Raw genomic sequence first — 21,958 nt, forward strand, 5'->3', positions numbered from 1 at the left:
CGGGGCCGCGTGGCCGGCGGAGCGCGCAGCGCGCTGCCGATCGCGGTCGGCCGCGCTGCTCGCGCGCGGTCATCGCGGAGGATGAGCAGGACGTATGCCGGGACGCGCGCCGGGGGCGGACCCGACATTTGGCGGCGCCAGGGCCTGCGCGCTCCGGCCCGCGACGCGCGGGTCGTGCAACCGCCTGCACGATGTGCAGGGCGCTGCATGAATCGTGCAGGCCGGCGCACGGCGCCGCGTATCATGTGCCTGTGGACGAAGGCTCTCCGGGCGGTGCGCGGGGCTCCTGCACGACGCTGCGGCTCGCGATCGTGGCGGGCAGCTCGATCGCCTTCGCGCCGCTGCCGGCCCGCGGCTCGGTCGTCCTCGGCCGGGACGAGGGGTGCGACGTGCGCATCGACGATCGGTCGGTGTCGCGCCGGCACGCCGCCCTCCACGTGGGGCCCCCGCTCCGGATCGAGGACCTCGGGAGCGCCAACGGCACCTTCGTCGGGGAGCAGCAGCTCCCCGCCCTGACGGCGCGGACCCACCGGCTGCGGCGCCTCTCGCGGGAGAGCGCCGAGGTTGTCGTGGGCGAGAGGTTCAACCTGGGTGCGACGACGGTCGTCGTCGGGCGGGCGCCCGCAGGGCCGGCCGAGGAGGCCGACCGCGGGAACGCGCCCGAGGGCGTCGTGGTCCGCGCCCCGGCCATGGTGGCGCTCCACGAGCAGGCCGCCCGCGCCGCGCGGAGCTCCATCAGCGTGCTCATCCTCGGCGAGACGGGGGTCGGCAAGGAGGTGCTCGCACGGACCCTCCACGCGCGCTCACCCCGCGCCGGCGGGCCCTACGTCGAGCTGCACTGCGCCTCGCTGCCGCCGTCGCTCCTCGAGGGGGAGCTCTTCGGCCACGAGAAGAGCGCCTTCACCGGGGCCATCCAGGCGCGCCCAGGCCTCATCGAGTCCGCCGACGGTGGAACGCTCTTCCTGGACGAGATCGGCGAGCTGCCGCTCGCCTTCCAGGTGAAGCTGCTCCGGGTGCTCGAGGACCGGAAGGTGCTGCGCCTCGGCGGCCGCACGCCCCGCCAGATCGACCTGCGCTTCGTGGCGGCCACCAACCGCGACCTCCAGGCCGAGATCGCGCGCGGTAGTTTCCGCCAGGACCTCTACTTCCGCCTGAACGGCATCTCGCTCGTCGTCCCGCCGCTCCGCGAGCGGCTCCCCGAGATCGCCCCGCTCGCCGGCAAGTTCCTCGAGGACGCGTGCCGGCGGCTCGACCAGCGCAGCGTGCCCCGCATCTCCCTCGAGGCGCTCGGCGCGCTCGAGGCGTACTCCTGGCCAGGGAACGTGCGCGAGCTGCGCAACGTGATCGAGCGCGCGGCGATCCTGTGCGCGGGGGACGCGATCGTACCCGGCGATCTGCCGCCGCACCTGACGAGCGGCGCCGCGCCGCCGCTGGGCGGCTCCACGCCGCCCCCGGCCGGCTCCGTGCCGCCTCCGGCCAGCGCGAGCGCCCCGCGCGCGCGCGGGGTGGCCGCCGAGAGCGACGGCGCCGCGTGCGCCCCGCCCCCCGCGGAGGCCCCGACGCCGCAGCCCGGCGCCGACGCGATGGCGAGGCTCCGGCAGGAGATGAAGGCGCTCGAGCGGCAGCGCGTCGTCGAGGCCCTCGAGCGGTCCGCGGGCAACCAGACGCGCGCCGCGAAGCTCCTCGGCATCTCGCTCCGCACGCTGATCAACCGCATCGACGAGTACGGCATCCCGCGGCCGCGGAAGCGGATGTCGTGATCGCTCAGGAGCCGGGCGAGACGCCGGGCGAGAGGGGGGCGCCGGTGGCGCGCAGCGTGTCCGACACCCCGTCCAGGATGCCGTGGAGCGCCGCCTCGACGTCCTGGCCCGCGCCGAGGGCGAGCCCGCGCTCCGCCAGCGCTGTCGCGGCGGCGGAGTCGCTCCCGGCGAGCGCCTGCTCGGCCGCGCGCAGGTAGAACTCGACGGCGAGCTGCGGCTCGCCGCCCCGCTCGAAGTGCTCGGCGAGCACCTTGGCGTCGTGTTCCCCCGCCTGCAGGAGCCACTCGGCCGCGAGCCGGTGGCCGAGCGCGCGATCGTGATCCGGGAGCATCGCGTAGGAGCCGTCGCGGATGAGCGCGTGCCGGAACGCGTACTCCTCCTGGTCCGAGAAGCGGCTCTGCTCGCGCCGCTCTAGGAGCTCGCGCTGGAGCATCCAGGGCAGCCAGTCGACCGCCAGGGTCGAGCCCTCGGCGTCGCCGAGCAGGGCGAGCGCCCCCTTCTTCCAGAACGTCTCGCCGAAGACGCTCGCGGCCCGGAGCAGCCGCCTCGCCTCGGCGGGGATGGCCTCGAGCCGCGCCTCGACCATGCCGAGGATCGTCTCCGGCAGCCGATCGGCGCGCCCCTCTGCGACCGCCCGGATGAGCTCCTCGAGGTAGAAGGCGTTGCCGCTCGCGCGCTCGACCAGGCGGGCGACCTCCGAGGGCGGGGCGCTGTCGCCGAGCATCTGCCGCACGAGCTCCTCGGCGGCGCGGCGCGGGAGCGCGCCGAGCGTCATCTCGTGGATCTCGCTGCCCTCCCAGAGGACGGGGAAGGCCTTCCGCACTTCCACACGCGCGAGGTAGAGCACCGCGAACGGGCGGTCGCGGAGCTCCCGGAGGGCCCGCGCGATGAGCTTGAGCGACGCGGCGTCGCCCCACTGGATGTCCTCGAGCACGAGCAGGTAGGGGCCCGCCGCGCACGCGGCCTCCATGAAATCGAGGTAGGCGAGCGGGATCTGGTCGGCCAGGAGGGCGGGGCTCTGCCGCGCGGCGTGGAACCTCGGGTCGGCCTCGCTCGGGAAGGGCGTGCCGACGATCTCGCCGAGGAAGGCGGCGATCCGGGTGCGGTCGCCCGGGTCGAGCGCCGGGGCGCGCGCGACAAGCGAGAGGAGCCGCTCCCGCTGCGCGGCGGCGGGCTCGCCCCCGGTGATGCCGGCGGCGCCCCGGAGCGCGGAGCCGAGGAGCGAGAACGGCGAGCCCGCGCTGAGCGAGTCGCCGCGGCCGACCGCGATCGTGAGCTCGGGGTGCCGCTCTCGCAGGATCTCGATGAGCTCGCAGCGGAGGCGGGACTTGCCGATGCCGGGCGGGCCGGTGATCAGGATGGCGCGGGGCTCGGGGCCGCCGAAGCTGTCCTCGAGGAGCTCGCGCAGGTTGCGGAGCTCCCTGTCGCGGCCGACGTAGGGGCTCGGCTTTCCGAGGAGCGTCCGGGCCGTGCGGCCGACCTCGCGCTCCTGGAGCAGGAGGAAGGTGCCGGACCGCGCGGCCTCGATCTCGAAGCGGGCGTCGAGGAGCGCGCGGGTGACGTCATCGATGCGCACGGGCGACGGCTGCCGCTCCGGGCGCGCCTCGCGCTCGGCGAGGGCGAGGAGCGCGGCGGCGCGGTCCATGACGGGGCCGACAGGGAGGCTGCCGGTCTGCTCGGCGCGGCCGGTGGCGAGCACGACGGAGGCGCCGGGCAGGAGCTCGCCGAGCTCGAGGGCGCACCGGGCCGCGCGGGCGGCCTGCTCGATGGCGTCGCCGACGCCCGCGATCGAGAGCAGGAGCGTGCCGTCGGCGAGCGTGTCCACGCGGGCGCCGAGCGACTGCGTGCGGGTGTGGAGCTTGGTCGTGAGCTCGCGGGGGAGCGCGGAGACGAGGGTGCTGGCGGCGCTGCTCGCGGAGGTCTGGCGCGGCTCGCGCGCGGCGACCATCGAGAGCAGCCGGAGCTCGACCGTGGTGATCGCCTCGTAGAGGACGGGCGTGACGGCGAGGCCGCTGCTCGGGTCGCGCTCGAGGGCGTCGAGCGCCTCGACGACGGCCGAGCCGTCGCGCGGGCGCTTCTCCGGGTCCTTGGCGAGCATGCGGGCGACGAAGTCGTCGAGGTCCTGGGGGATGTCGGGCCGGAGGTGGCGGACGCGGGGCGGGTCCTCCATGAGGAGCTTCGCGAGGAGGGCCATGACGTGCTGGCCCTGGAACGCGGGCCTGCCGGTGAGGCACTCGAAGAGCACCGCGCCGAGCGAGAAGATGTCGGCGCGGGCGTCGAGGCGGTCCCTGTCGCCGGTGGCCTGCTCCGGGGCCATGTAGCCCGGGGTGCCCATCACCGAGCCGGTCCGCGTGAGGGCGCCGATGGTGCGCTTCATGCGGGCGATGCCGAAGTCGAGCACCTTGAGGCCGGCGACCTCGCCGCCGACGAGGAGGAGGTTGCCCGGCTTGACGTCGCGGTGGACGATTCCGCGCGCGTGCGCCGCCCCGAGCGCCTCGGCGGTGGCGCGGAGGAGGGCAACGCTCTCCTCGAGGTCGAGGCGCTGCCGGGCGAGGCGCTGGGCGAGGCTCTCGCCGTCGAGCCATTCCATGGCGAGGTAGGGCACCCCGTCGGGGGTGACGCCGTGCGCCACATGGCGGACGATCCTGGGGTGGTCGAGCTCGGCGAGGATGCGGGCCTCGTGCTCGAAGCGGTGCACGCCGGTCCGGTCGGGCTGGCCGAGGAGCTTCAGCGCGACGGGCGTGCCGGTGGTCCGGTCGAGGGCGCGGTAGACGGTGCCCATCCCCCCGGAGGCCGCGACGCGCTCGATCTCGAAGCGGCGGTCGATGACCTCACCCGGGCGCATGGGGCGGAGAATGCACCGGCGTCGAGCCGTCTTCAACGGTCGGGCGGCGGGGGGACCGGTGACCCGGTGACCCGACCCAGGTTGGCGGTGACCCGACCCAGGTTGGGGTGACCCTGACCCGACCCAGGTTGGGGTGACCCGACCCAGGTTGCGGAGGAGGTGACCCCCCAGGTTGCGCGCGGCCCGACCCAGGTTGAACCAACGCGACCACGACCCGACCCAGACGTAGCCGGCGCGACGCTCCGACCCACATCTTGAGCCGGTGCACGTTGTTCCCCACGGCTGCGACCCATCCCACAGATTGAACCGACCCCCGTTGCGACCCCAGGTGGGTAACCCGAGCCACGTCGGTTCCCTACTGGTGGAACCCGCCTCACACATCGAATCGAACCAGGTTGCGGGCCGGCAGGTTGCGGGCCGGCGGGCCCGGCGGTCCCGCAGCTTGCGGTCCAAGAACAAGACATCATGGTGTCCGTCTACTGACACCGGAAAATCCCGCTGAGTCGAGCAGAGCTTACAGCAACCTTCGCGCGCTCAGCGCAGCATGACTCAGCGCATGGGCTCGCATAGCGCCGTTCGAGCAAGCCGCCGCCCATTCCGCCTCCTCGAGAGACGGATGCTCCCCGCGACGACGCGCCGAAGGCGTCGCACAATCCTGCCCGCCGCACCTCGTCACGCACTGCCGCAGCGTCTACATCGTAAGTACGACGTCAGTCACGCTGACGCCGTGAAATGTGCACATCCACCACGTCCCCGCCGGGAACACGACGCTGCGTACACCGGCACGCCAGCGCTCGAGCGCCGCGCGGTACGACGCGCGAAAGGCCCGCACAGCGGCCCCCGCGATTCGCCCCGCTTCGCCCTGCTGGCGGCCAACCGCGAACGTTGGATTGCGACCACGCAGCGTCTCGAAGGTCGCGACCCGGTCATAAGGGGAGACCTCGCCGACTCGCACGGCGCCAAGGAAACCGAGCCCTTTCCGCCGCACCTCCGCGTGAGCCTGCGCTTCCTGTCGCTCGAGCTCGGCCGCAACCTCATCGCGGAAGGCATCCGCGCTGTCAGGCTCAATGACCGGGGGCAGCGCGAGCAGGAGCGACACTTCCTCGGGCCACTGTGGATTTTCCGGGTCGAGGTACGCCGTCGGGCGCGCGGCGCGCAGCACGCCCCGGCCGATTTCGCGCACGTCCGCCTTGGCGCCCGGCCACTCACCCGCATGCTGGACCAGCCCTGCGGCCACAGGGTTCGCGAGGACGTAAGCGATCTTCTCCACCACCGCCGCGCGCGTCAGCAGCCGCACCACGCTCGTGGCCTCATGGTCCCATACCGGTCCTTCCCACTGGCGCAGCACCTTGGTGCCGAGCGCGACGATGCGATGGAAGAACTGCAGGAACCGCGGCAGGACGCCGTTCGCATCCGTCACGACGAGGTGCAGATGGGTGGACATCGCGCAAAGCGCATGGACCTCGATGCCGTAGCGGCGGGTCGAGACCGCGAGCGCGTAGACCAGGAGCTGGTTGATCGCCGCGTCCGGGCGGAAGAGGAGATGCCGGCGCAGGACGCGACGGGTGATGAGGTAGGTGGCGCCGGGGGCGATCTCGCGGGGCTGGCTCATGGCCGACGCACATCCACAAAGGCCGTGCCGGGTTTCGAGGCGAATCATTTCAATGACTTGCCCCGCGCCCGGGTTGGCGGCCGCCAGCTTTTTCCGCCACCCCGCCACCCAGCGCAACCTCAACCTGATCGACCTCAACCTGGGTCGGGTCGCGCGACCTCACGACCTCAACCTGGGTCGGGTCGCGACCTCACGACCTCAACCTGGGTCGGGTCGCGCGGGTCGCGCGACCTGGGTCGGGTCGCGCGCGCGGCGGCGGGATCACGGCACCGTGTCCTTGCGGGCGACGGACGACGTGCGGAAGGCGGCGATCTTCGCGTCGACCTCGGCGGGCGACAGGATCGCCTCCTTGGCGAAGTAGACCCAGTCGGCCTCCTCATAGTACGTCCGCGAGCTGGCCTGGTTCCCATCGAGCTCGGCGAACCAGACCTGGAAGCTCAGGAACTGGTCCTCTTCGGGGACGAACCTGGCCGCGTGCGTCGCCCTCAGCACCCCGTCGATGTAGTAGCTGATCGTCGTGCTGGTGATCTGGAGCACCAGCGTGTGCCACCCGTCGTGGCTCGCCGACACGAACGTCGATGAGTTGTCGATCGTCGTCTCCCACGAGGTCAGCCACATCGTGCTCTTGTCGCCCTGCCCCCAGCCGCCGTTGGGCATGTACTCGAAGTCTTGCTCCGAGTAGTTCGGCTCGTCGTCGACATACTCGGTGATCGTGAAGAAGGTCTCGATCGGCTTGTCGGCGAAGAAGCGCGCGCCGGACAGCGGCGCGTTGTAGAACTTCATCCGGGCGGCGTAGGTGCCCAGGCGGAACTTGCTGGAGGACGACATGACCTCGGCGTGCGAGCTGCCGGCAGGCTCGCCGTTCGTGGTCGCCTCGAGCCGCATCAGCTTGTTCGCGCCGTTCAGCGCGTCGGTGACCAGAGAGACGTTGGACGGCAGCCACTGTGCGCCCATCACGCCGGGTCCGCCCGACCAGCTCCGCAGCGACCACCGGGAGAGGAAGCTGCTGTCGCCGGTCCCTGTGTAGCTGAAGTCGTCGAAGAGCTCGGCGATGGCGGCGCCTGCGGCGCGCGTGCTCGCGTTCGCCTCGTTCGACGCGACCGACTCGCCGGCCGCGTTCGAGGCCGTGACCTTGTAGTAGTACGTGGTGGACGCCGAGAGGCCGGTGCTGTTGTAGCTCGTCCCGGGCACGCTGGAGGCGATCCGGTTGCCTGTCCCGGGGGCGAAGCCCGGCGTGGTCGACCGGTAGACGTTGTAGCTCGTCGCGCCAGAGCTCGCGGACCAGCTCAGGGAGATTGCGCTCGGGCCCGACGCCGTCGCCGCGAGCGACGTAGGGGCAGCAGGCCGCGACACGCTGCCGCTCGGCGGCGTCCCGCCACGCACGCCGCTCAGGGGCGCGGAGCCGGCGTCGTGCACGGTGATATGGCTCCATTCGCCGAAGGAGGTCTGATCCTTGTACGAGTAGTCGTCTGCCTCGTCGACGTTGACGCCGAGCAGGATCCCGAGGTCGATCGCCTCGGTCATCGTCCCGGAGGCCAGGCTCCCGGCCGCGCTCGTGAAGCCGATCTCCACGTACTGATCGGCGCCTGGCGCGGAGACGGTCCCGGTCGTCAGCGCGATGGCGCTGCAGGACGGGCTCCACCACCAGCACGCCGGGGTCACCGACGTTGCGCCGTTCTTCGTGAACCAGTACCGCACGACGATGCTCCTCAGCGGAACCGATGCGCTGGTGTTGTTGCGCACGCGGATGCCGGCCTCGATGATGGTGTCGTTCGGGTCGTCTGCGTTGTGATTGTCGTAAAGAACGGTGAAGTCGGCCGTGCCTGCGAAGCTCTCGCCCGGATGGCACGCCATGGACAGCACGACGGCGAGGCTCAGCCACGCGACGCAGCCGCGGCCAGATCGCAGGAGGATAGCCGCCCTGCGGCGGGGCGCACCTCGCCTGCGCGCTCCCGATCGCTTCTGGCGCTGGTCGCCGCGCGGAGATCTCGATTGCGGTTCTATCAAGTGCGCCTCCTCATGAAAGATGTCCGCTGTTCCTGAAAAGAAGCGGTGGCACGGCCTTCCGCCATGCTCGCACGCGACCATGTCGGAAGGAACGGCACAGCGTCATCCAGGCGGAAGTTTCGTTACAGCTTCCAGGAGCAGCGTCGAACCGCGGACCGGGACCGGCGAGCGCTCATGGTGGGCGATTCGTCGACATTGCGCCCGAGCCCTCCCCTGAATGCCGGCACGGGCGCCCATCCTTCAGGAGATCATCGCCACCGGGAACGGTCAAACTATGCGGAGCGATGCGGGCTCTTCTTGCTGCTTCCGGCGCTCCAAGCTCTGGAGCAGGTCGGCTGCGAGGACAGCCTGCACGCACGTGCCCGTCGCCCTGGCGAGTTCACTCCTAGAATGCAGAAATATCCATCCGAGCTGCACAGCACCCTCCTCGCCCAACCTGGGTCGGATCCCCAACCTGGGTCGGATCCCCAACCTGGGTCGGATCCCCCAACCTCGGCCCGGCCGTCAACCCCGGCCCCCCTCGTCAACCCGGGTCGGATCGCCCGCCCGCCACCTCCCGCGGCTCGGCCACGAACGCCCGCTCGTCGTAGTCGCTGCGGGGATTCCACGCCGCATACCCGGCGCACCCCGCGTCCTCGATCGCGCGGATCTGCGCCTGGATGTGCCACGGCGTGTACCTGTACCGCCTCATCGGACGCGAACTGTCCAGGTCGAACGCCTGAATCCAGCTTCGCAGCAGCGCCATCCGCCTCGGCAGCTCAGCCACCCTGCGCCAGCCTGCCGAGAGCGACGCATGGAGGGTCTCGTACGGGTGATGCGCCGGGTTCGCGAGCCCGAAGCTGCCGGGCTCCCAGTGCGACGGGTACGGCATCGGCATCACGTAGTCGAACAGCTCCACCGCATCCTCGAGCCGCTGGCCCACGCCGTCCTGCGGTCCGAGCAGCGTGATCCCGAAGAGGTCCGCCGAGATCGGACGCGACGCCGCGTCGCCGACCTCCGCGCGAAGGAACTCGAAGAAGGCACGGATCGTCGGCGCCCTCTCCTGGATCGGCGTCCGCGACCGCGGCTCGCGCGCTGCCCCGTAGCGCACGTAATCGTAGTTCACCTCGTCGAACCCCGCCTCGAACGCCCGCAGCGAGATCTCCGCGATCTCCCGCCACCGCGCCTCCGAGCCCGGATCGTACCACCCCCGCGGCCCGCCCTTGAACGCGACGACCCGCGCGATGAGGTAAATGCCGGCGCCGCGCAGGGCCCCGAGCTGGTCCCTGGTCGTCTCGTCGTCCTCGTGGAGGAGCGCCCCTCCGTTCGATCGCACGTCGATGACCAGCGAATTCAGCTCTGTCCGCTGGACCAGAGACGAGAGCCGATTCATCCGGTCCGCGCTCCTCGCTGCCGTGAAATTCACGTAAACCGCCTTGGTGACCGTGGTCATGCTGTTCCCCCGGTCGAGGGGAGAGCACGTCACCGGCCACCCGGACACCGAGCGCGCCGGAGCACCACGCCGCCCCCCGCCCCCCGCGCCGCCGCTCCCTCCCCCCTTATCGCTGCTCCAACGCCACACGCCTGCGCATCACGGCTCTCCCGTCGCCGCCCCGAAAGGGTGCTCCCGCATGTACGCCAGGATCGTCTCGCGCCCTGGAATCCCGCCCATACCCGCATGCTCGACACCGAACGAAGCGGCAACGTTGGCGAAGCGCGCCGACTCCACCGGATCGCCCGTCTCTTCGAGCCGGATCATGAACGCCGTCGCAAATACGTCGCCCGCGCCCGTCGGATCGACCTCCTCGGCCGGACGAGGAGGTATCCTGGTCTTCACGATCGCCCCGCGCCCGCCACGCTGATAGAGCGTGCTCCCTTCCCGCGACGCGGTGACCACCACGAGCGGCACGCGCTCGAAGAACGGCTCGAGGCGGCTCAGGTCGTGCTCGATGTCCTCCTCCGACAGCACCACGACGTTCAGACAAGCGAGGATCCCGCCCGCGTCGTCCCATCGCTCGCTGTACACGCGCCCTGCGTCGTCCCACCGCCGCATCCACCCCTGCGGCGTGGCGACCACCAGCGTCGCGTCGTCGAAGATACCCGCCACGTCGGGGCCAATCTCGTTCACGAGCGGACCGAGCAGCACCGCCCGCGGCCGGCGCAGGCGGCCCTCGACATCGCCGGACCTGATCGGCAGCGCCTGCGCATGGCAGAGCTGCACCCGACCCCGCTCGGTGTACACGTTGGCGAACGTCGTCGTGGCCGGCGACGGCAGCGCCATCACCTCCGCCTCCGCCGGGAGCGCCGACAGATCCGTCGACGCCGCGGCGCGCGTGACAACCGTCGGCGCGCGGCCGAGCCGCGCCGCCGTGACGGCCCCGAAGCTGACCGTACCGCCGAGGCGGTAGTCGCTCTGCAGATCGGCGCTCAGCAGATCTCGGGTGACATGCCCGATGAGCAGGATATCCGGGTGGCTCATGGCCTCGAGTCTCCCAGGCGCGCGATCGTAGCACCCCCCCCGCCGTCCTCGATCGATGGGCCGCCCCCGGAGGCGGCCCATCGGCCCCACGATCGGCTCCCCGACGCCACCCCTCCGGGCCGGAGTACCCTCCAGCTCCCCTGCCCCCTTGTCCGGATCAGCCGCGCATCGCCTGGATCGGGCTGATCCGCGCCGCACGCAGCGCCGGGAAGAAGCCGCCGAGAGACGGGGGCGGCGGGCGGCGCGCGCTGAGGAGGTCGAGGCGGCGGGCGGCCCCGCTCGCGGCGGTGGCGCGCGCCATCGCGCGCGACGCGCAGGCGCGCGCGGCCCGGAGCGAGCAGAGGCGCTCGATCACAGGCCGAGCTGCTTGACGATCCTGTCGCGCGACGTGAGGCCCATGATCTGACCTGCCTTCTCGCCGCCCTTGAAGAGGATCAAGGTGGGGACGCTCCTTATGCCGAATTTCTGCGCTGTCTTCGGCGCGGCGTCGATGTCCACCGCGAACACCTTGATCTTGCCCGCATAGTCCTTCGCTATCCCTTCGACGATGGGGGCGAGCTGCCTGCAGGGCCCGCACCAGGTCGCGCCGAAATCCACCAGCACCGGCTCGCCGGAGCTCTTGATCGCCTCATCGAACGTGGAGTCATCGAGTGCAGGGAGGGTTGCCATCTGCTCCTTCTACCACGCGCCCCGGCGCGGCCGCCACTGGACCAAGGTCCCGTGCAGCGGGCTCGACGTCCGACCTCCTGATCCGCACGGAGGGGCCGTGGGGGCTTGTCGCGATGAGCCCGAGGCGCCCCGTCGAGTTCTTCGGAAAATTCACACGGAGGCGGGGAGACGAGGAGGGAAATCTTCGAAATGCTCCCTGTCTCCCCGCGCCTGCCTGCTCAATTTTCCCGCTGAAAGGGCTGCAAATAAGGAGATCCCTCAGGTGATGAGCCGAATGACCTCGTGTGTCGGCCTTCGTGTGGCATCGACGAGCGATCGGGAGGGCGCCCGGCGCGCGCTGCGCGACAGGGCGCGACGCGCCGGGATCACCCCGCGGGGCGCGCGTCGTCGCCCCACACCGGCAGCGCGCAGCGGAACGTCGCCCCCTCGCCGGGGCTGCGCTCGGCCCACAGCCGGCCCCCGTGCGCCTCGACGATCGACCGGCTGATGGCGAGCCCCACGCCGAGCCCGTGGGCCTTCGTCGTGAAGAACGCCTCGAAGATCCGCTCGAGGTCCTCCGGGGGAACGCCCTCGCCGGAGTCCGTCACCGACAGCTCCACGCGGCGCCCCTCGGCCGGGCGGGTCCGCACCACCACGAGACGGGCGTCGGGCGGACGGCGGGCGACAGCGTCGAGCGCGTTGGTGAGCAGGTGGACGAGCACCTGCTGGAGCCGGACGCCGCAGCCCCGGACCGGCGGCAGGCCCGGCGTGAGCTCGAGCCGCACTGTCGCGCCCGCGAGGCGCGCGGCGCTGGCCACGAGGCGGACCCCCTCGCGGACGAGCCCGCCCAGGTCCAGCGCTGCCTCGCCGAGCTCGCCCTTGCGGAGCATCGCGCGCATCCGCTGGATGACCGCCGCGGCGCGGCGATCGTCCGCCACGATGTCCTCGAGGGCGGCGCGCACCTCGGCGAGGTCCGGCGGCGTCCGCGCGAGCAGCCGCTGCGCCGCCTGCGCGTTGCTCAGGATGGCGGCGAGCGGCTGGTTCAGCTCGTGCGCGATCGAGGCCGCGAGCTCGCTCATCGCGGACACGCGGTTCAGGTGCGCGAGCTCGTCCTGGGCCCTCTGCGCCTTGATCTCGGCGGCACGGCTCAGCCGGAGCTTGCGCTCGAGGCGCTCGATCTCCGCGCGCAGCTCCTCGGTCCGCCGCGCCGCCTCGAGCTCCGCCGAGGCCCGGGCGTGCGCGAGCTCGTCGCCCATCGCCGAGAGCGCCCCGGCCGCGGCACGGGCGGCGAGCTGCGCCCGCACGCGGGCCACGAGCTCCCCGCGGACGATCGGCCTGGTCACGCAGTCGACCGCGCCGAGCGCGATGGCGCGCGCCCGGCCCGACGTGTCGGCGGCGTCGGCCATGAACAGGACCGGGATCTCGCGCGTCGCCGGGTCCGCCTTCAGTCGACGGCAGACCTCGAGCCCGTCGAGGCCCGGCGCCGCGGCGTCGAGCAGGACCAGATCCGGCAGCTCGCGCCGGATCTGCTGGAGCGCCTCCTCCCCGTGGCCGGCCGCCGCGACCTCCAGCGCCTCGCCAGCGAGCGCCTCCGCGAGCCGGTCGAGGCCCTCGGGATCGCCGTCCACGAGCAGGACGAGCGCAGGGCGGGCGGACGCCAGCCTGGAGCCCGACCGCAGCGGGTCGGGTGGCGCGTCGCCAGCGTCAGCCTCTGCGGCCCGGGTGTGGGGCGGTGAACGTGCCATGGGGGTGACCGAGGTGACCGAGCGGAATCCTGGATTCTGACATGCGGACCGCAGGGCGGGCCATGGGACCAAGGTCCCATGCGACGTCACCCCGATCCCCCGGCGCGCGCGTCCCCCTCCCAGGCCGGCAGCGCGCAGCGGAACGTCGCCCCCCCGCCGGGGCTGGACTCGGCCCACAGCCGGCCCCCGTGCGCCTCGACGATCGACCGGCTGATGGCGAGGCCCACGCCCAGCCCGTGGGCCTTCGACGTGAAGAACGGGGCGAAGATCCGCTCCAGGTCCGCCGGCGGGACGCCGTCGCCGGCGTCCGCCACGGAGAGCTCGATGGGGCCTTCGTCGGCCAGCAGGGTCCGCACCACCACGAGGCGGGCGTCGGGCGGACGGCGGGCGACAGCGTCGAGCGCGTTGGAGAGGAGGTTGACGAGCACCTGCTGGAGCTGGATGCCGTCGCCCCGGACCGGCGGCAGGCCCGGCGCGAGCTCGAGCCGCACGGTCGTGCCCGCGAGGAGCGCGGCGCTGGCCATGAGCCGGACCACCTCGCGGACGAGCTCGTTGATCTCGTGGGCGGCCACGCTGAGCTCGCTCTTGCGGAGCATCGCGCGCATCCGCTGGATCACGAGCCCGGCGCGGCGGCCGTCCGCCGCGATGTCCCCGAGCGCGGCGCGGGCCTCGGCGACGTCCGGCGGCGCGCGCGAGAGCAGCCGCTGCGCGGCCTGCGCGTTGCTCAGGATGGCGGCGAGCGGCTGGTTCAGCTCGTGCGCGATCGAGGCCGCGAGCTCGCTCATCGCGGACACGCGGTTCAGGTGCGCGAGCTCGTCCTGGGCCTTCTGCACCCGGAGCTCGGCGGCCCGGTTCAGCTCGAGCTCGCGCTCGAGGCGCTCGTTGGCCGCGCGGAGCTGCTCGGTCCGCCGCGCCACCTCGAGCTCCAGCGAGGCCCGGGCGCGCGCGAGCTCGTCGTTCTTGGCCGCGAGCGCCGTCGCCGCGGCCCGGACGGCGAGCTGCGTCCGCACGCGGGCCAGGAGCTCCTCGCGCACGAACGGCTTGCTCAGGTAGTCGACAGCGCCGAGCTCGAGCGCGCGCACGCGGCTCGCCGTGTCGGCGAGCACGGTGGTGAAGAGGATCGGGACGTCGCGCGTCGCCGGGTCCGCCTTCAGGCGGCGGCAGACCTCGAACCCGTCGAGGCCGGGCATCCTGGCGTCGAGCAGGACGAGGTCGGGCGCCTCGCGCCGGATCTGCCGGAGCGCCATCTCCCCGTCGATCGCCACAGCGAGGGAGAGGTGCTGGCCCGCGAGGGCCTCCGAGAGCAGCTTGAGGCTGCCGGGATCGTCATCCACCAGCAGGACGAGCGGGGGGCGGTCCGGCGCCATGGGGCAGCAGATGCCAGCGCGCCGCCGGGCGCGTCAAGCGCGCTCCGCTGCCGCCCGGCGCCGCGCGCCGTCGCGCGCTTTCCCCCGCGCTTGCCGCCGCGCCTGGCCGCGGTTGACGCCCTCGCCGCCCGGGCGTGGAATGCGGCGGCGGGCATGGCGGAGAGCGCGAGCACTGTGTTTGTGGTGGACGACGACCCGTCGGTGCTGCGCGCCCTGGAGCGGCTGCTGCGCTCGGCGGGGTACGCGGTGGAGGCGTACGCGTCGCCCGGCGAGTTCCGGGACCGCGCGCCGTCGGAGCGGCCGGGCTGCGCGGTGGTCGACCTGCGCATGCCCGGCCTGGGCGGGCTCGAGCTGCAGGAGGAGCTCGAGCGCCGGGGGTGCCCCCTGCCGGTGGTGTTCCTGACCGGGCACGGCGACGTGCCGAGCTCGGTGCGGGCGATGAAGGCGGGCGCTGTCGACTTCCTCACGAAGCCCTGCGACGACACCGACCTGCTCGCGGCGGTGGCGCGCGCCATCGCGCGCGACGCAGCGGCGCGCGCGGCCCGTAGCGAGCAGCAGGCGCTCCGGACGCGCTTCGATGCGCTCACCCCGCGCGAGCGCGAGGTGTGCCTGCGGGTCGCGCGGGGGCTCCTGAACAAGCAGATCGCCGACGAGCTCGGCGCGGCCGAGAAGACGATCAAGGTGCACCGCGGCCGGGTGATGGAGAAGCTCGGGGTCGAGTCGGTGGCGGAGCTCGTGCGGCTCGTGGACCGGCTCCAGGGGCCCTGAGCCTGACGCGCGGGCCGGACCGGTGGGCCGGGGCGCCCCGCGGAGGCGAGGGCCGCGCTCGCCGCGCGCCGGCCCTTCCCCGGGGAGCTATCGAGCTCCACGGCGCCCGCGACAGCGAAGGGCGCTTGACAGCTCGGCTGCGTGTACCGACATCCGCGTTCCCCCGGCCCGGGGCGGACATGCGGGCTCCGGGCTGGAGTCCGCCAACCGTCGCAAGCGTGCGCGTTCAGCGCCCAGGGAGACAGCATGATGTCTTCAGGCCTTCTCCCGGTGATCGGCCTGGAGATCCCGGTCAGTGGCCATGCCGTCGAGGTCCCGTTCAAGTGCACGGCATCGACGTCGCCAAGCCGGACTTCAAGGGCGGGATCGACGCTCAGGGTCGAGCGCAACGTTCCATCCCGTCTCGGCGGCGTCAACCTGAAGGTCACCGGGCCCCGTGCGCGGCGGCACGGCGCTGCCGAAGGGCTCAGGGCCACGCCCGCCTCGCGCTGCGGGACATGCTGTTCACCGAGCACGCCCGGTGGTTCGCGGACAAGCACTCGAAGGTGGCTGACACGCGGTGGTACTACTTCAGCTATGTGCCCTCGGGAGGCGGACCCCGGTAGGAGGCCCGCGCGCTGACCGGGGCGGACGCGCACGCGGCGCCTCGCCGGCGCTTGCCGCCCGCCCGCGCCTTCACTTACCCTCCCGTTCATGGCCAACCCGACCGCGCTCCTCGAGACCTCCCTGGGCAACATCAAGATCGAGCTCTTCCTCGACAAGATGCCCATCACCGCCGGGAACTTCGTCAAGCTCGCGAAGAGCGGGTTCTACGACGGGCTGCACTTCCACCGCGTCATCAACGGCTTCATGCTCCAGTTCGGGTGTCCGCGCAGCCGTGACCCGAAGAGCTCGCTGGCAGGCACGGGGGACGGGCCCGACGGGTGCATCCCGGACGAGCACCCGGCCAACGCCAAGCTCTCGAACGAGCCCGGCACGCTCTCCATGGCCAACACGGGCGACGCCAACAGCGGCTCGTGCCAGTTCTTCATCAACACGGTCCACAACGCCTACCTCGACTGGTTCACGCCCGGCCCCTCGAAGCACCCCGTGTTCGGCCGCGTGATCGAGGGCATGGACGTCGTGCGCAAGATCGAGACGGCGCGCACCGACGGGAGCGATAGGCCCCTCACCCCGATCCGCATGAACCGCGTCGTCGTGCAGGATCCCTGATCCGCGCCGCCGCGCTCGCGGCGCTCCGTGCCCCATCCCCCGCCATGACCTCGGTCCTGCGCCGCAGCGGGAGCGAGCCGTGGGCCACCGCGGCCGCGACGCCGCGCGAAGCGCCTTTGCAGGATTCGTGCTCTCCACCGCGCCGCGAGCGCCAGTCGTTCCCGGCGACATCGCGCTGCCCCGCGCGCGCCGTCAAGGACTCACGATGGATTCCTCGAACGCGATCGTGGCGCCGGAGGGCGTCGTCCCGGGAGCGTCCATGGAGACGGACCTCCCGAGCCTGATCAGGTGGCTTGAAGAGCGGTTCACGGACATGACGCCCGAGGAGCAGGCGGCCGGCCCCGGATGAGCGCTCGGCGCGGGCCGATCGGCGCCGCTCCGGAGGCAGTCCATCTCCCCAGCTCTCCGCGGGGCGCGCTCCCGTGTTCCATCCCGAGAGGCATCGCCTGGACAGGCATCGTCTAGGATGCGGCCTACATGCTCGGCCGATCCTCTCTCCCCCGCCGGCGCCTGCGCGCCGCCCTCGCGCTCGGGCTCGGCGCGGCCCTCGCGCCCGCCCCCGCCGAGGCGGACACGCGCGTCCCCCCCGCCGCCGGCCTCCGGGCGCTCGGCGCGCCGTCCATGCGCGTCTTCGACGTGGAGGACGGCATCCCCCAGATCACCATCAACTCCATCGCCTTCGAGCCCGGCGGGCGCCTGTGGATCGGCACCCAGAACGGCGCCGCTTCCTACGACGGGCGCCGCTTCACACCCCTGCCCTTGCCGACAGGCGGCGGGTCGAGCTGGGTGCAGGGGGTCGCCGTGGGACAGGACGGCGCCGTCTGGTTCGGGATGGTGACCGGCCAGATCATCCGCCACGCCGAGGGGCGCTTCACGCGCTTCGGGGCGGCCGAGGGGCTCACGGCCGAGAAGCCGATCCGGATGCTCCTCGAGGCGCCCACCGGCCAGGGTCGCGCGGTCTTCGCCGGGACCACGGACGGCCTCTACCGGCTCGACGGCGAGCGGTGGACGCGGGTGGACCTCGGGCCCGGCTTCGAGCACCCGGACGTGCGCGCGCTGCACGCGGCGACGCTCCCCGGCGGGGAGCCGGGGCTCTGGGCCGGCACCGGCGCGGGCCTCTTCCGGTGTGACGCCCGGGGCTGCGCCCGCTTCGCGTCGAGCGCGGAGGGGCTGCCCGCCGACGTGGTCACGAGCGTGCTCGAGACCCCGGGGGACGCGGGGGGCCGCGTGCTGTGGGTCGGCACGCGGGGAGGCCTCGCCCGGCTCGCGGACGGGCGGTGGGAGAGCTTCACCCCGGCGAGCGCGCCGGCGCTGGCGCACCCCGTGCGGGCGCTCGCCGAGACGGTGAGCGGCACCGGCGCGCGGACGCTCTGGGTCGGCACCTACGGCGGCGGCCTCGCGCGGCTGCAGGGCGGGGCCTGGACGGCGCTGACGAAGACGAGCTCCACGCTGCCGGACGACCACGTGATGGCGCTCGCGACGGCCGGCGGGGTCCACGGCGGCCGCACGCTCTGGATCGGCACCAACGCCGGCGGCCTCGCGCGCCTGCGGCACGACGGGTGGGTCGGGTTCACGGAGCGCAATGCAGGCCTGTCGGGCAGCATCACCTCGATCGCCGAGGTGCGCGCGCCGGGACAGGGCGGCCCGCCGGAGCTGTGGGCGGCCGTGAACAACACAGTGGTCCGGTCCTCGGGGCAGGGCTTCGCGCCGCTCGACGCCCCGGAGCTCGCCGGCAAGCTCGGCGACCTGGTGACGTTCCTCCTGCCGTCGACGCGCGAGCCCGGGGTGGTCTGGATCGGCAGCGACACCCGCGGGATCCACCGCTGGGCAGGGGGGCAGCTCACCGCGTACACGAGGCAGAGCTCCCCGCTCCCCCACGACGGTGTCCGGTGGCTGTCGGAGTCGCTGGACGGGCGCGCGCTCTGGATCGGGACGGTCGGCGGGGCCGCGCGCCTCGAGGCGGACGGCGCGTGGCAGGTCTTCACGAGGGAGCGGGCGCCCCTCGCGGACGACCACGTGACCAGCATCCTGGAAACATCCAGCCCAGATGGAAAAACCTCAACCTGGTTCGGTACCATGAAGGGGCTCTCACGGCTCGAGGACGGGCGGTGGCGGAGCTACACGGCCGCGGACGCGCCGCTCGCCTCGGACGCGATCGCCGCGCTCGCCGAGCTCCGGGACGCGCGCGGCCGCCGGGTGCTCTGGGTCGGCACCCAGGGCGGCATCTCGCGCTACGACCTCGACGCGGAGGCGTGGCGCGATTCGCTGAACGAGCGGAGCCGACCGGCGCTGCCGGACAGCATCGTCTACGGCGTGCGCGCGGACCGGCAGGGCCGGATCTACGCCTTCACCAGCCGCGGCGTCACCCGCTTCACCCCGCGCGCCCCGACGCCGGACGACCCCGCCGAGCTCACCGCCTACACGTTCACCACCGACGATGGGCTGCCGAGCAACGAGTGCAACCAGAACGGCTCGTTCCTGGACGGCCAGGGCCGCGTCTGGGCGGGCACGGCCGACGGGCTCGCGGTGCTCGATCCGGCCGAGGAGGTCCCGGACGTGACGCCCCGGCCGCTCGAGCTCGACGCGCGCGCTCTGCGCGCGCGCGGCGCGCTCGCCCTGTCGCCCGGCGCGTCGCTCGCCTGGGACGAGAACACCGTCTCGTTCGAGTATGCGCTGCTGAGCTTCTTCCACGAGCGCAGCACGCGGTACCGCACCCAGCTCGTCGGCTTCGACGCGGCGCCGGGCGCGTGGAGCGCGGACGTGAGCGCGCGCTACACGAACCTCGCCCCCGGCGAGTACACCTTCCAGGTATGGGGCCGCGACCACGCCGGCAACGTCGCCGGCCCGGCGGCCGTCGCGTTCCAGGTCCGGCCCGCGCCGTGGCGCACCGCCTGGGCTTACCTCGGCTACGCGGCGGCGCTGTCCGGGCTCGGCTACGGCGGCGTGCGCCTGCGGCTCCGGGCGCTGCGGCGGCGCACGCGCGAGCTGGAGCTGCTCGTGGAGCAGCGCACCGCCGAGCTCAAGGCCGCCAAGGACGCCGCCGACGCCGCGAACCAGGCGAAGACAACGTTCCTCGCCAGCATGAGCCACGAGCTGCGCACGCCCCTCAACGGCATCCTCGGCTACGCGCAGCTCCTCCAGCGCTCGCCCCGGCTCGCCCCGGAGGACCGGTCCAGCGTGGACGTGGTGCGTCGGTCGGGCGAGCACCTGCTCACCCTGATCGACGACGTCCTCGATCTCGCCCGCATCGAGGCGGGCCGGATGGACCTCGCGCCGGGCGACGTCCACCTGCCGTCGCTCGCGCGGGCGGTCGCGGAGCTGTGCAAGGTGCGCGCGGCGCAGAAGGGGCTCGCGTTCGAGCACGAGGTCGCGGAGGGCACGCCGGGGTGGGTGCGGGTCGACGAGCGGCGGCTGACGCAGGTGCTGCTCAACCTGCTCGGCAACGCCATCAAGTTCACCCGGGAGGGGCGGGTGAGCTTCCGCGTCATGGCGCGCGACGCGGGCGCGGGCGGCGGCGCCCTCTTCCGCGTCGAGGACACCGGCCCCGGCATCGCGCCGGCGGATGTCGCCCGCATCTTCGAGCCGTTCGAGCAGGCAGGCGACGAGCGCGCGCGCCTCGAGGGCGCGGGCCTGGGGCTCGCGATCAGCCGGCGCATCGTGGACCAGATGGGCGGCCGCATCGACGTGGAGAGCGCGCCCGGCGAGGGCAGCACCTTCACCGTGGCCCTCGACCTCCCCGCGCTCGCCGGCGAGCCGCGGGTCGACGAGCGGCGCGGGGCCGCGGCGATCACCGGCTACGAGGGCGCGCGCCGGACGATCCTCGCCGTCGACGACAACGAGGACAACCGCGCCTTCCTGCGGGACGCGCTCGCGCCGCTCGGGTTCGAGGTCCTCGAGGCCGCGGGCGGAGAGGCGGCCGTCGCGCTGGCGGAGGGGCGCCGGCCGGACCTCGTGCTGATGGATCTCCGCATGCCCGGTCTCGGCGGCGACGAGGCCGCGCGCCGCATCCGCCGGCTCCCCGGGCTCGCCGGCGTGCCGATCGTCGCCACGTCGGCGAGCGTGGAGGCCCCCGAGCGGGCGCGCAGCGCGGCCGCGGGCTGCGACGGCTTCCTCGCCAAGCCGATCGCGCTCGGCGCCCTGCTCGAGCTCCTGGAGCGGCGCCTCACCCTCACCTGGATCCGCGCGGCCCCCGCGAGCGCGCGCGGCGTGAACGACGGCGGCGACGGCGAGGCGCTGCCGCGCGAGCCGGTCGTGCCGCCGCCCGCGGACGAGCTCGCGCGCCTCGCCGAGCTCGTCGACCGGGGCCGCATCCAGGACGTCGTGCAGCGGCTCGCCGCGCTCGAGGTGGAGGACCCGCGGCTCGCGCCGTGGCTCCGGGAGGTGCGCGGGCTGGCCGAGGAGTTCCGGATCCGCGAGCTCGGCGAGCGGCTGGCCACGCCGGAGCGCGGCGCCGCGGCGTCATGAACGAGATCGTGCGGCCCGGGTGCTTCGCGCCGTATCCTGGCTTACGATGCCGGGATGAACCTACGCTTTCGAACCCTGAAGCATCACCGCTCCTCTGTCGTCGGGGCCGCGCTCCTGGCCATGGCGTCCGCCGGCCTCCCCGTCGCGCGCGCGGACAGCGGCCCTCTGGAGCGTACTCCGGCGACCTACCGCGTGACGGATCCCTACGCGCGGAGCGTCGAGCGCGAGATCCACGGCTTTCGCGTCGACCCGCCGTGCGCGGCCACGTCGGTCGTGCTGCTGCTGCACGGCCTCTCCTATGGCGCCGAGGCCTGGGATTTCAGCCCCGAGCAGGGCTATTCCTACGCGCGCACCCTGGCCGACGCCGGCTACACCGTGGTGGCCATCGACCGGCTCGGGTACGGCGCGAGCACCCTGGATGACGGATACCGGGCGACGGTGGACGTGCACGCCGAGTTCGCTCACCAGATCGTCCAGCAGCTCCGCGGGGAGTTCGCGCACGTCGCGATCGGCGGCCACAGCGCCGGCGCCGAGATCTCGGAGCTCGAGGCGGGCCTGTTCAACGACGTCGATGCCCTGATCGCGATGGGGTACCACCAGTTCCCCTCCACGCGGTTCCTCGTCGATTTCGCGACCGGCGACATCCCGCGCGCGCTGCGCAGCGATTACGAGTACTTCCTGGGCACGCCGTCGCATCGCGCCCAGATGTTCTACACGGCCGCCGCCGAGCCCTGGGTCGTCGCCGCGGACACCGCCGCCGCCCACCTGACGCCCAGCGGCGAGATCCTCACGATCACCCTCCAGCCCTCGCGCGTCCTCGCGCCGTTCGTCCGTGTCCCTGTGCTCCTGCAGCTCGCCGACGGCGATCGGCTGTTCCCCGCGGCGTTCGCGCCCCTCGCGGCGGCCAGCTTCATCCATTCGCCGTCGGTGACGCTCGATACCGTGCGGCAGGCAGGACACACGTACATGCTCCACCGCAGCGGCCCGGCGGCCGGCGAGCGCATCGCCGGCTGGCTGCGCGGCAGGCCCGAGACGCCGAGCTGCCTGCCCTGACTCCCCTGAGGAATGCCAG

Annotated in this window: 15 protein-coding genes; 6 read left to right on the forward strand and 9 right to left on the reverse strand. The window is 73.2% G+C overall.

Annotation, left to right across the window (positions count from 1 at the left end; translation table 11 throughout):
* Positions 1–251 precede the first annotated feature (251 nt).
* Positions 252–1,760 carry a sigma 54-interacting transcriptional regulator gene (locus WMF42_RS33485; RefSeq protein WP_437686964.1) on the forward strand — a complete coding sequence of 503 codons (1,509 nt, stop codon included), beginning with the start codon at positions 252–254 and terminating at the stop codon, positions 1,758–1,760.
* 4 nt (positions 1,761–1,764) lie between these two features.
* On the opposite strand, the gene WMF42_RS33490 is transcribed toward WMF42_RS33485, so the two are convergent.
* From WMF42_RS33490 to WMF42_RS33530, 9 genes are all read right to left on the reverse strand, one after another.
* Positions 1,765–4,605 (reverse strand): serine/threonine-protein kinase PknK, encoded by a 2,841-nt coding sequence (locus WMF42_RS33490; RefSeq protein WP_434042656.1) that lies wholly within the window; start codon positions 4,603–4,605, stop codon positions 1,765–1,767.
* Positions 4,606–5,296: 691 nt separating this feature from the next.
* Positions 5,297–6,217 carry a hypothetical protein gene (locus WMF42_RS33495; protein ID WP_061607817.1) on the reverse strand — a complete coding sequence of 307 codons (921 nt, stop codon included), beginning with the start codon at positions 6,215–6,217 and terminating at the stop codon, positions 5,297–5,299.
* A gap of 261 nt (positions 6,218–6,478) precedes the next feature.
* Complete coding sequence (locus WMF42_RS33500; protein WP_437686967.1) at positions 6,479–8,071, reverse strand: cellulose binding domain-containing protein; 1,593 nt, start codon at positions 8,069–8,071, stop codon at positions 6,479–6,481.
* 676 nt (positions 8,072–8,747) lie between these two features.
* Positions 8,748–9,689, reverse strand: a complete 942-nt coding sequence (locus tag WMF42_RS33505; protein ID WP_437686968.1) for a putative glycoside hydrolase — start codon at positions 9,687–9,689, stop codon at positions 8,748–8,750.
* A gap of 105 nt (positions 9,690–9,794) precedes the next feature.
* Positions 9,795–10,682 (reverse strand): PfkB family carbohydrate kinase, encoded by an 888-nt coding sequence (locus tag WMF42_RS33510; protein WP_437686970.1) that lies wholly within the window; start codon positions 10,680–10,682, stop codon positions 9,795–9,797.
* A 157-nt stretch (positions 10,683–10,839) separates the two neighbouring features.
* On the reverse strand, positions 10,840–11,037 hold the full coding sequence (locus WMF42_RS33515) for an ABC transporter permease (RefSeq protein ID WP_061608234.1): 198 nt from the start codon (positions 11,035–11,037) through the stop codon (positions 10,840–10,842).
* Entirely contained in the window at positions 11,034–11,351 is a 318-nt protein-coding gene (gene trxA / locus WMF42_RS33520; RefSeq protein WP_061608235.1) for a thioredoxin, read from the reverse strand. Before trxA ends, WMF42_RS33515 begins: the two co-directional genes overlap by 4 nt.
* A 365-nt stretch (positions 11,352–11,716) precedes the next feature.
* A complete protein-coding gene (locus WMF42_RS33525; protein WP_437686972.1) occupies positions 11,717–13,075 on the reverse strand; it encodes a hybrid sensor histidine kinase/response regulator in 1,359 nt (452 codons plus the stop codon).
* Between the two features lie 86 nt (positions 13,076–13,161).
* Positions 13,162–14,442, reverse strand: coding sequence for a hybrid sensor histidine kinase/response regulator (locus WMF42_RS33530; protein WP_061608237.1), 1,281 nt, complete (start codon positions 14,440–14,442; stop codon positions 13,162–13,164).
* 153 nt (positions 14,443–14,595) lie between these two features.
* On the opposite strand from WMF42_RS33530, the gene WMF42_RS33535 reads away from it, so the two are divergent.
* The 5 genes from WMF42_RS33535 (at position 14,596) to WMF42_RS33555 (ending at position 21,939) form a co-directional block, all read left to right on the forward strand.
* Positions 14,596–15,210: a response regulator transcription factor gene (locus tag WMF42_RS33535; protein ID WP_061608238.1), complete on the forward strand. Its 615-nt coding sequence runs from the start codon at positions 14,596–14,598 to the stop codon at positions 15,208–15,210.
* 693 nt (positions 15,211–15,903) lie between these two features.
* The gene (locus WMF42_RS33540; RefSeq protein ID WP_061608239.1) at positions 15,904–16,422 is read left to right on the forward strand and encodes a peptidylprolyl isomerase; all 519 of its coding nucleotides are present in this window, start codon (positions 15,904–15,906) and stop codon (positions 16,420–16,422) included.
* A gap of 205 nt (positions 16,423–16,627) precedes the next feature.
* Entirely contained in the window at positions 16,628–16,771 is a 144-nt protein-coding gene (locus WMF42_RS33545) for a hypothetical protein (RefSeq protein WP_155798387.1), read from the forward strand.
* Between the two features lie 128 nt (positions 16,772–16,899).
* Positions 16,900–20,886 (forward strand): ATP-binding protein, encoded by a 3,987-nt coding sequence (locus WMF42_RS33550; protein ID WP_437686976.1) that lies wholly within the window; start codon positions 16,900–16,902, stop codon positions 20,884–20,886.
* Positions 20,887–20,940: 54 nt separating this feature from the next.
* Positions 20,941–21,939: an alpha/beta hydrolase gene (locus tag WMF42_RS33555; RefSeq protein ID WP_437686978.1), complete on the forward strand. Its 999-nt coding sequence runs from the start codon at positions 20,941–20,943 to the stop codon at positions 21,937–21,939.
* Positions 21,940–21,958: the final 19 nt, after the last annotated feature.

Source organism: Sorangium sp. So ce176 (assembly GCF_051519835.1).
Taxonomy (GTDB): domain Bacteria; phylum Myxococcota_A; class Polyangia; order Polyangiales; family Polyangiaceae; genus Sorangium; species Sorangium cellulosum_G.

Coding starts and splice junctions, on each gene's coding strand:
- WMF42_RS33490 (WP_434042656.1), bottom strand. CDS start 4,605: ATGCGCCCGGGTGAGGTCATCGACCGCCGCTTCGAGATCGAGCGCGTC.
- WMF42_RS33495 (WP_061607817.1), bottom strand. CDS start 6,217: ATGAGCCAGCCCCGCGAGATCGCCCCCGGCGCCACCTACCTCATCACC.
- WMF42_RS33500 (WP_437686967.1), bottom strand. CDS start 8,071: ATGGCGTGCCATCCGGGCGAGAGCTTCGCAGGCACGGCCGACTTCACC.
- WMF42_RS33510 (WP_437686970.1), bottom strand. CDS start 10,682: ATGAGCCACCCGGATATCCTGCTCATCGGGCATGTCACCCGAGATCTG.
- trxA (WP_061608235.1), bottom strand. CDS start 11,351: ATGGCAACCCTCCCTGCACTCGATGACTCCACGTTCGATGAGGCGATC.
- WMF42_RS33525 (WP_437686972.1), bottom strand. CDS start 13,075: ATGGCACGTTCACCGCCCCACACCCGGGCCGCAGAGGCTGACGCTGGC.
- WMF42_RS33530 (WP_061608237.1), bottom strand. CDS start 14,442: ATGGCGCCGGACCGCCCCCCGCTCGTCCTGCTGGTGGATGACGATCCC.
- WMF42_RS33535 (WP_061608238.1), top strand. CDS start 14,596: ATGGCGGAGAGCGCGAGCACTGTGTTTGTGGTGGACGACGACCCGTCG.
- WMF42_RS33540 (WP_061608239.1), top strand. CDS start 15,904: ATGGCCAACCCGACCGCGCTCCTCGAGACCTCCCTGGGCAACATCAAG.
- WMF42_RS33545 (WP_155798387.1), top strand. CDS start 16,628: ATGGATTCCTCGAACGCGATCGTGGCGCCGGAGGGCGTCGTCCCGGGA.
- WMF42_RS33550 (WP_437686976.1), top strand. CDS start 16,900: ATGCTCGGCCGATCCTCTCTCCCCCGCCGGCGCCTGCGCGCCGCCCTC.
- WMF42_RS33555 (WP_437686978.1), top strand. CDS start 20,941: ATGAACCTACGCTTTCGAACCCTGAAGCATCACCGCTCCTCTGTCGTC.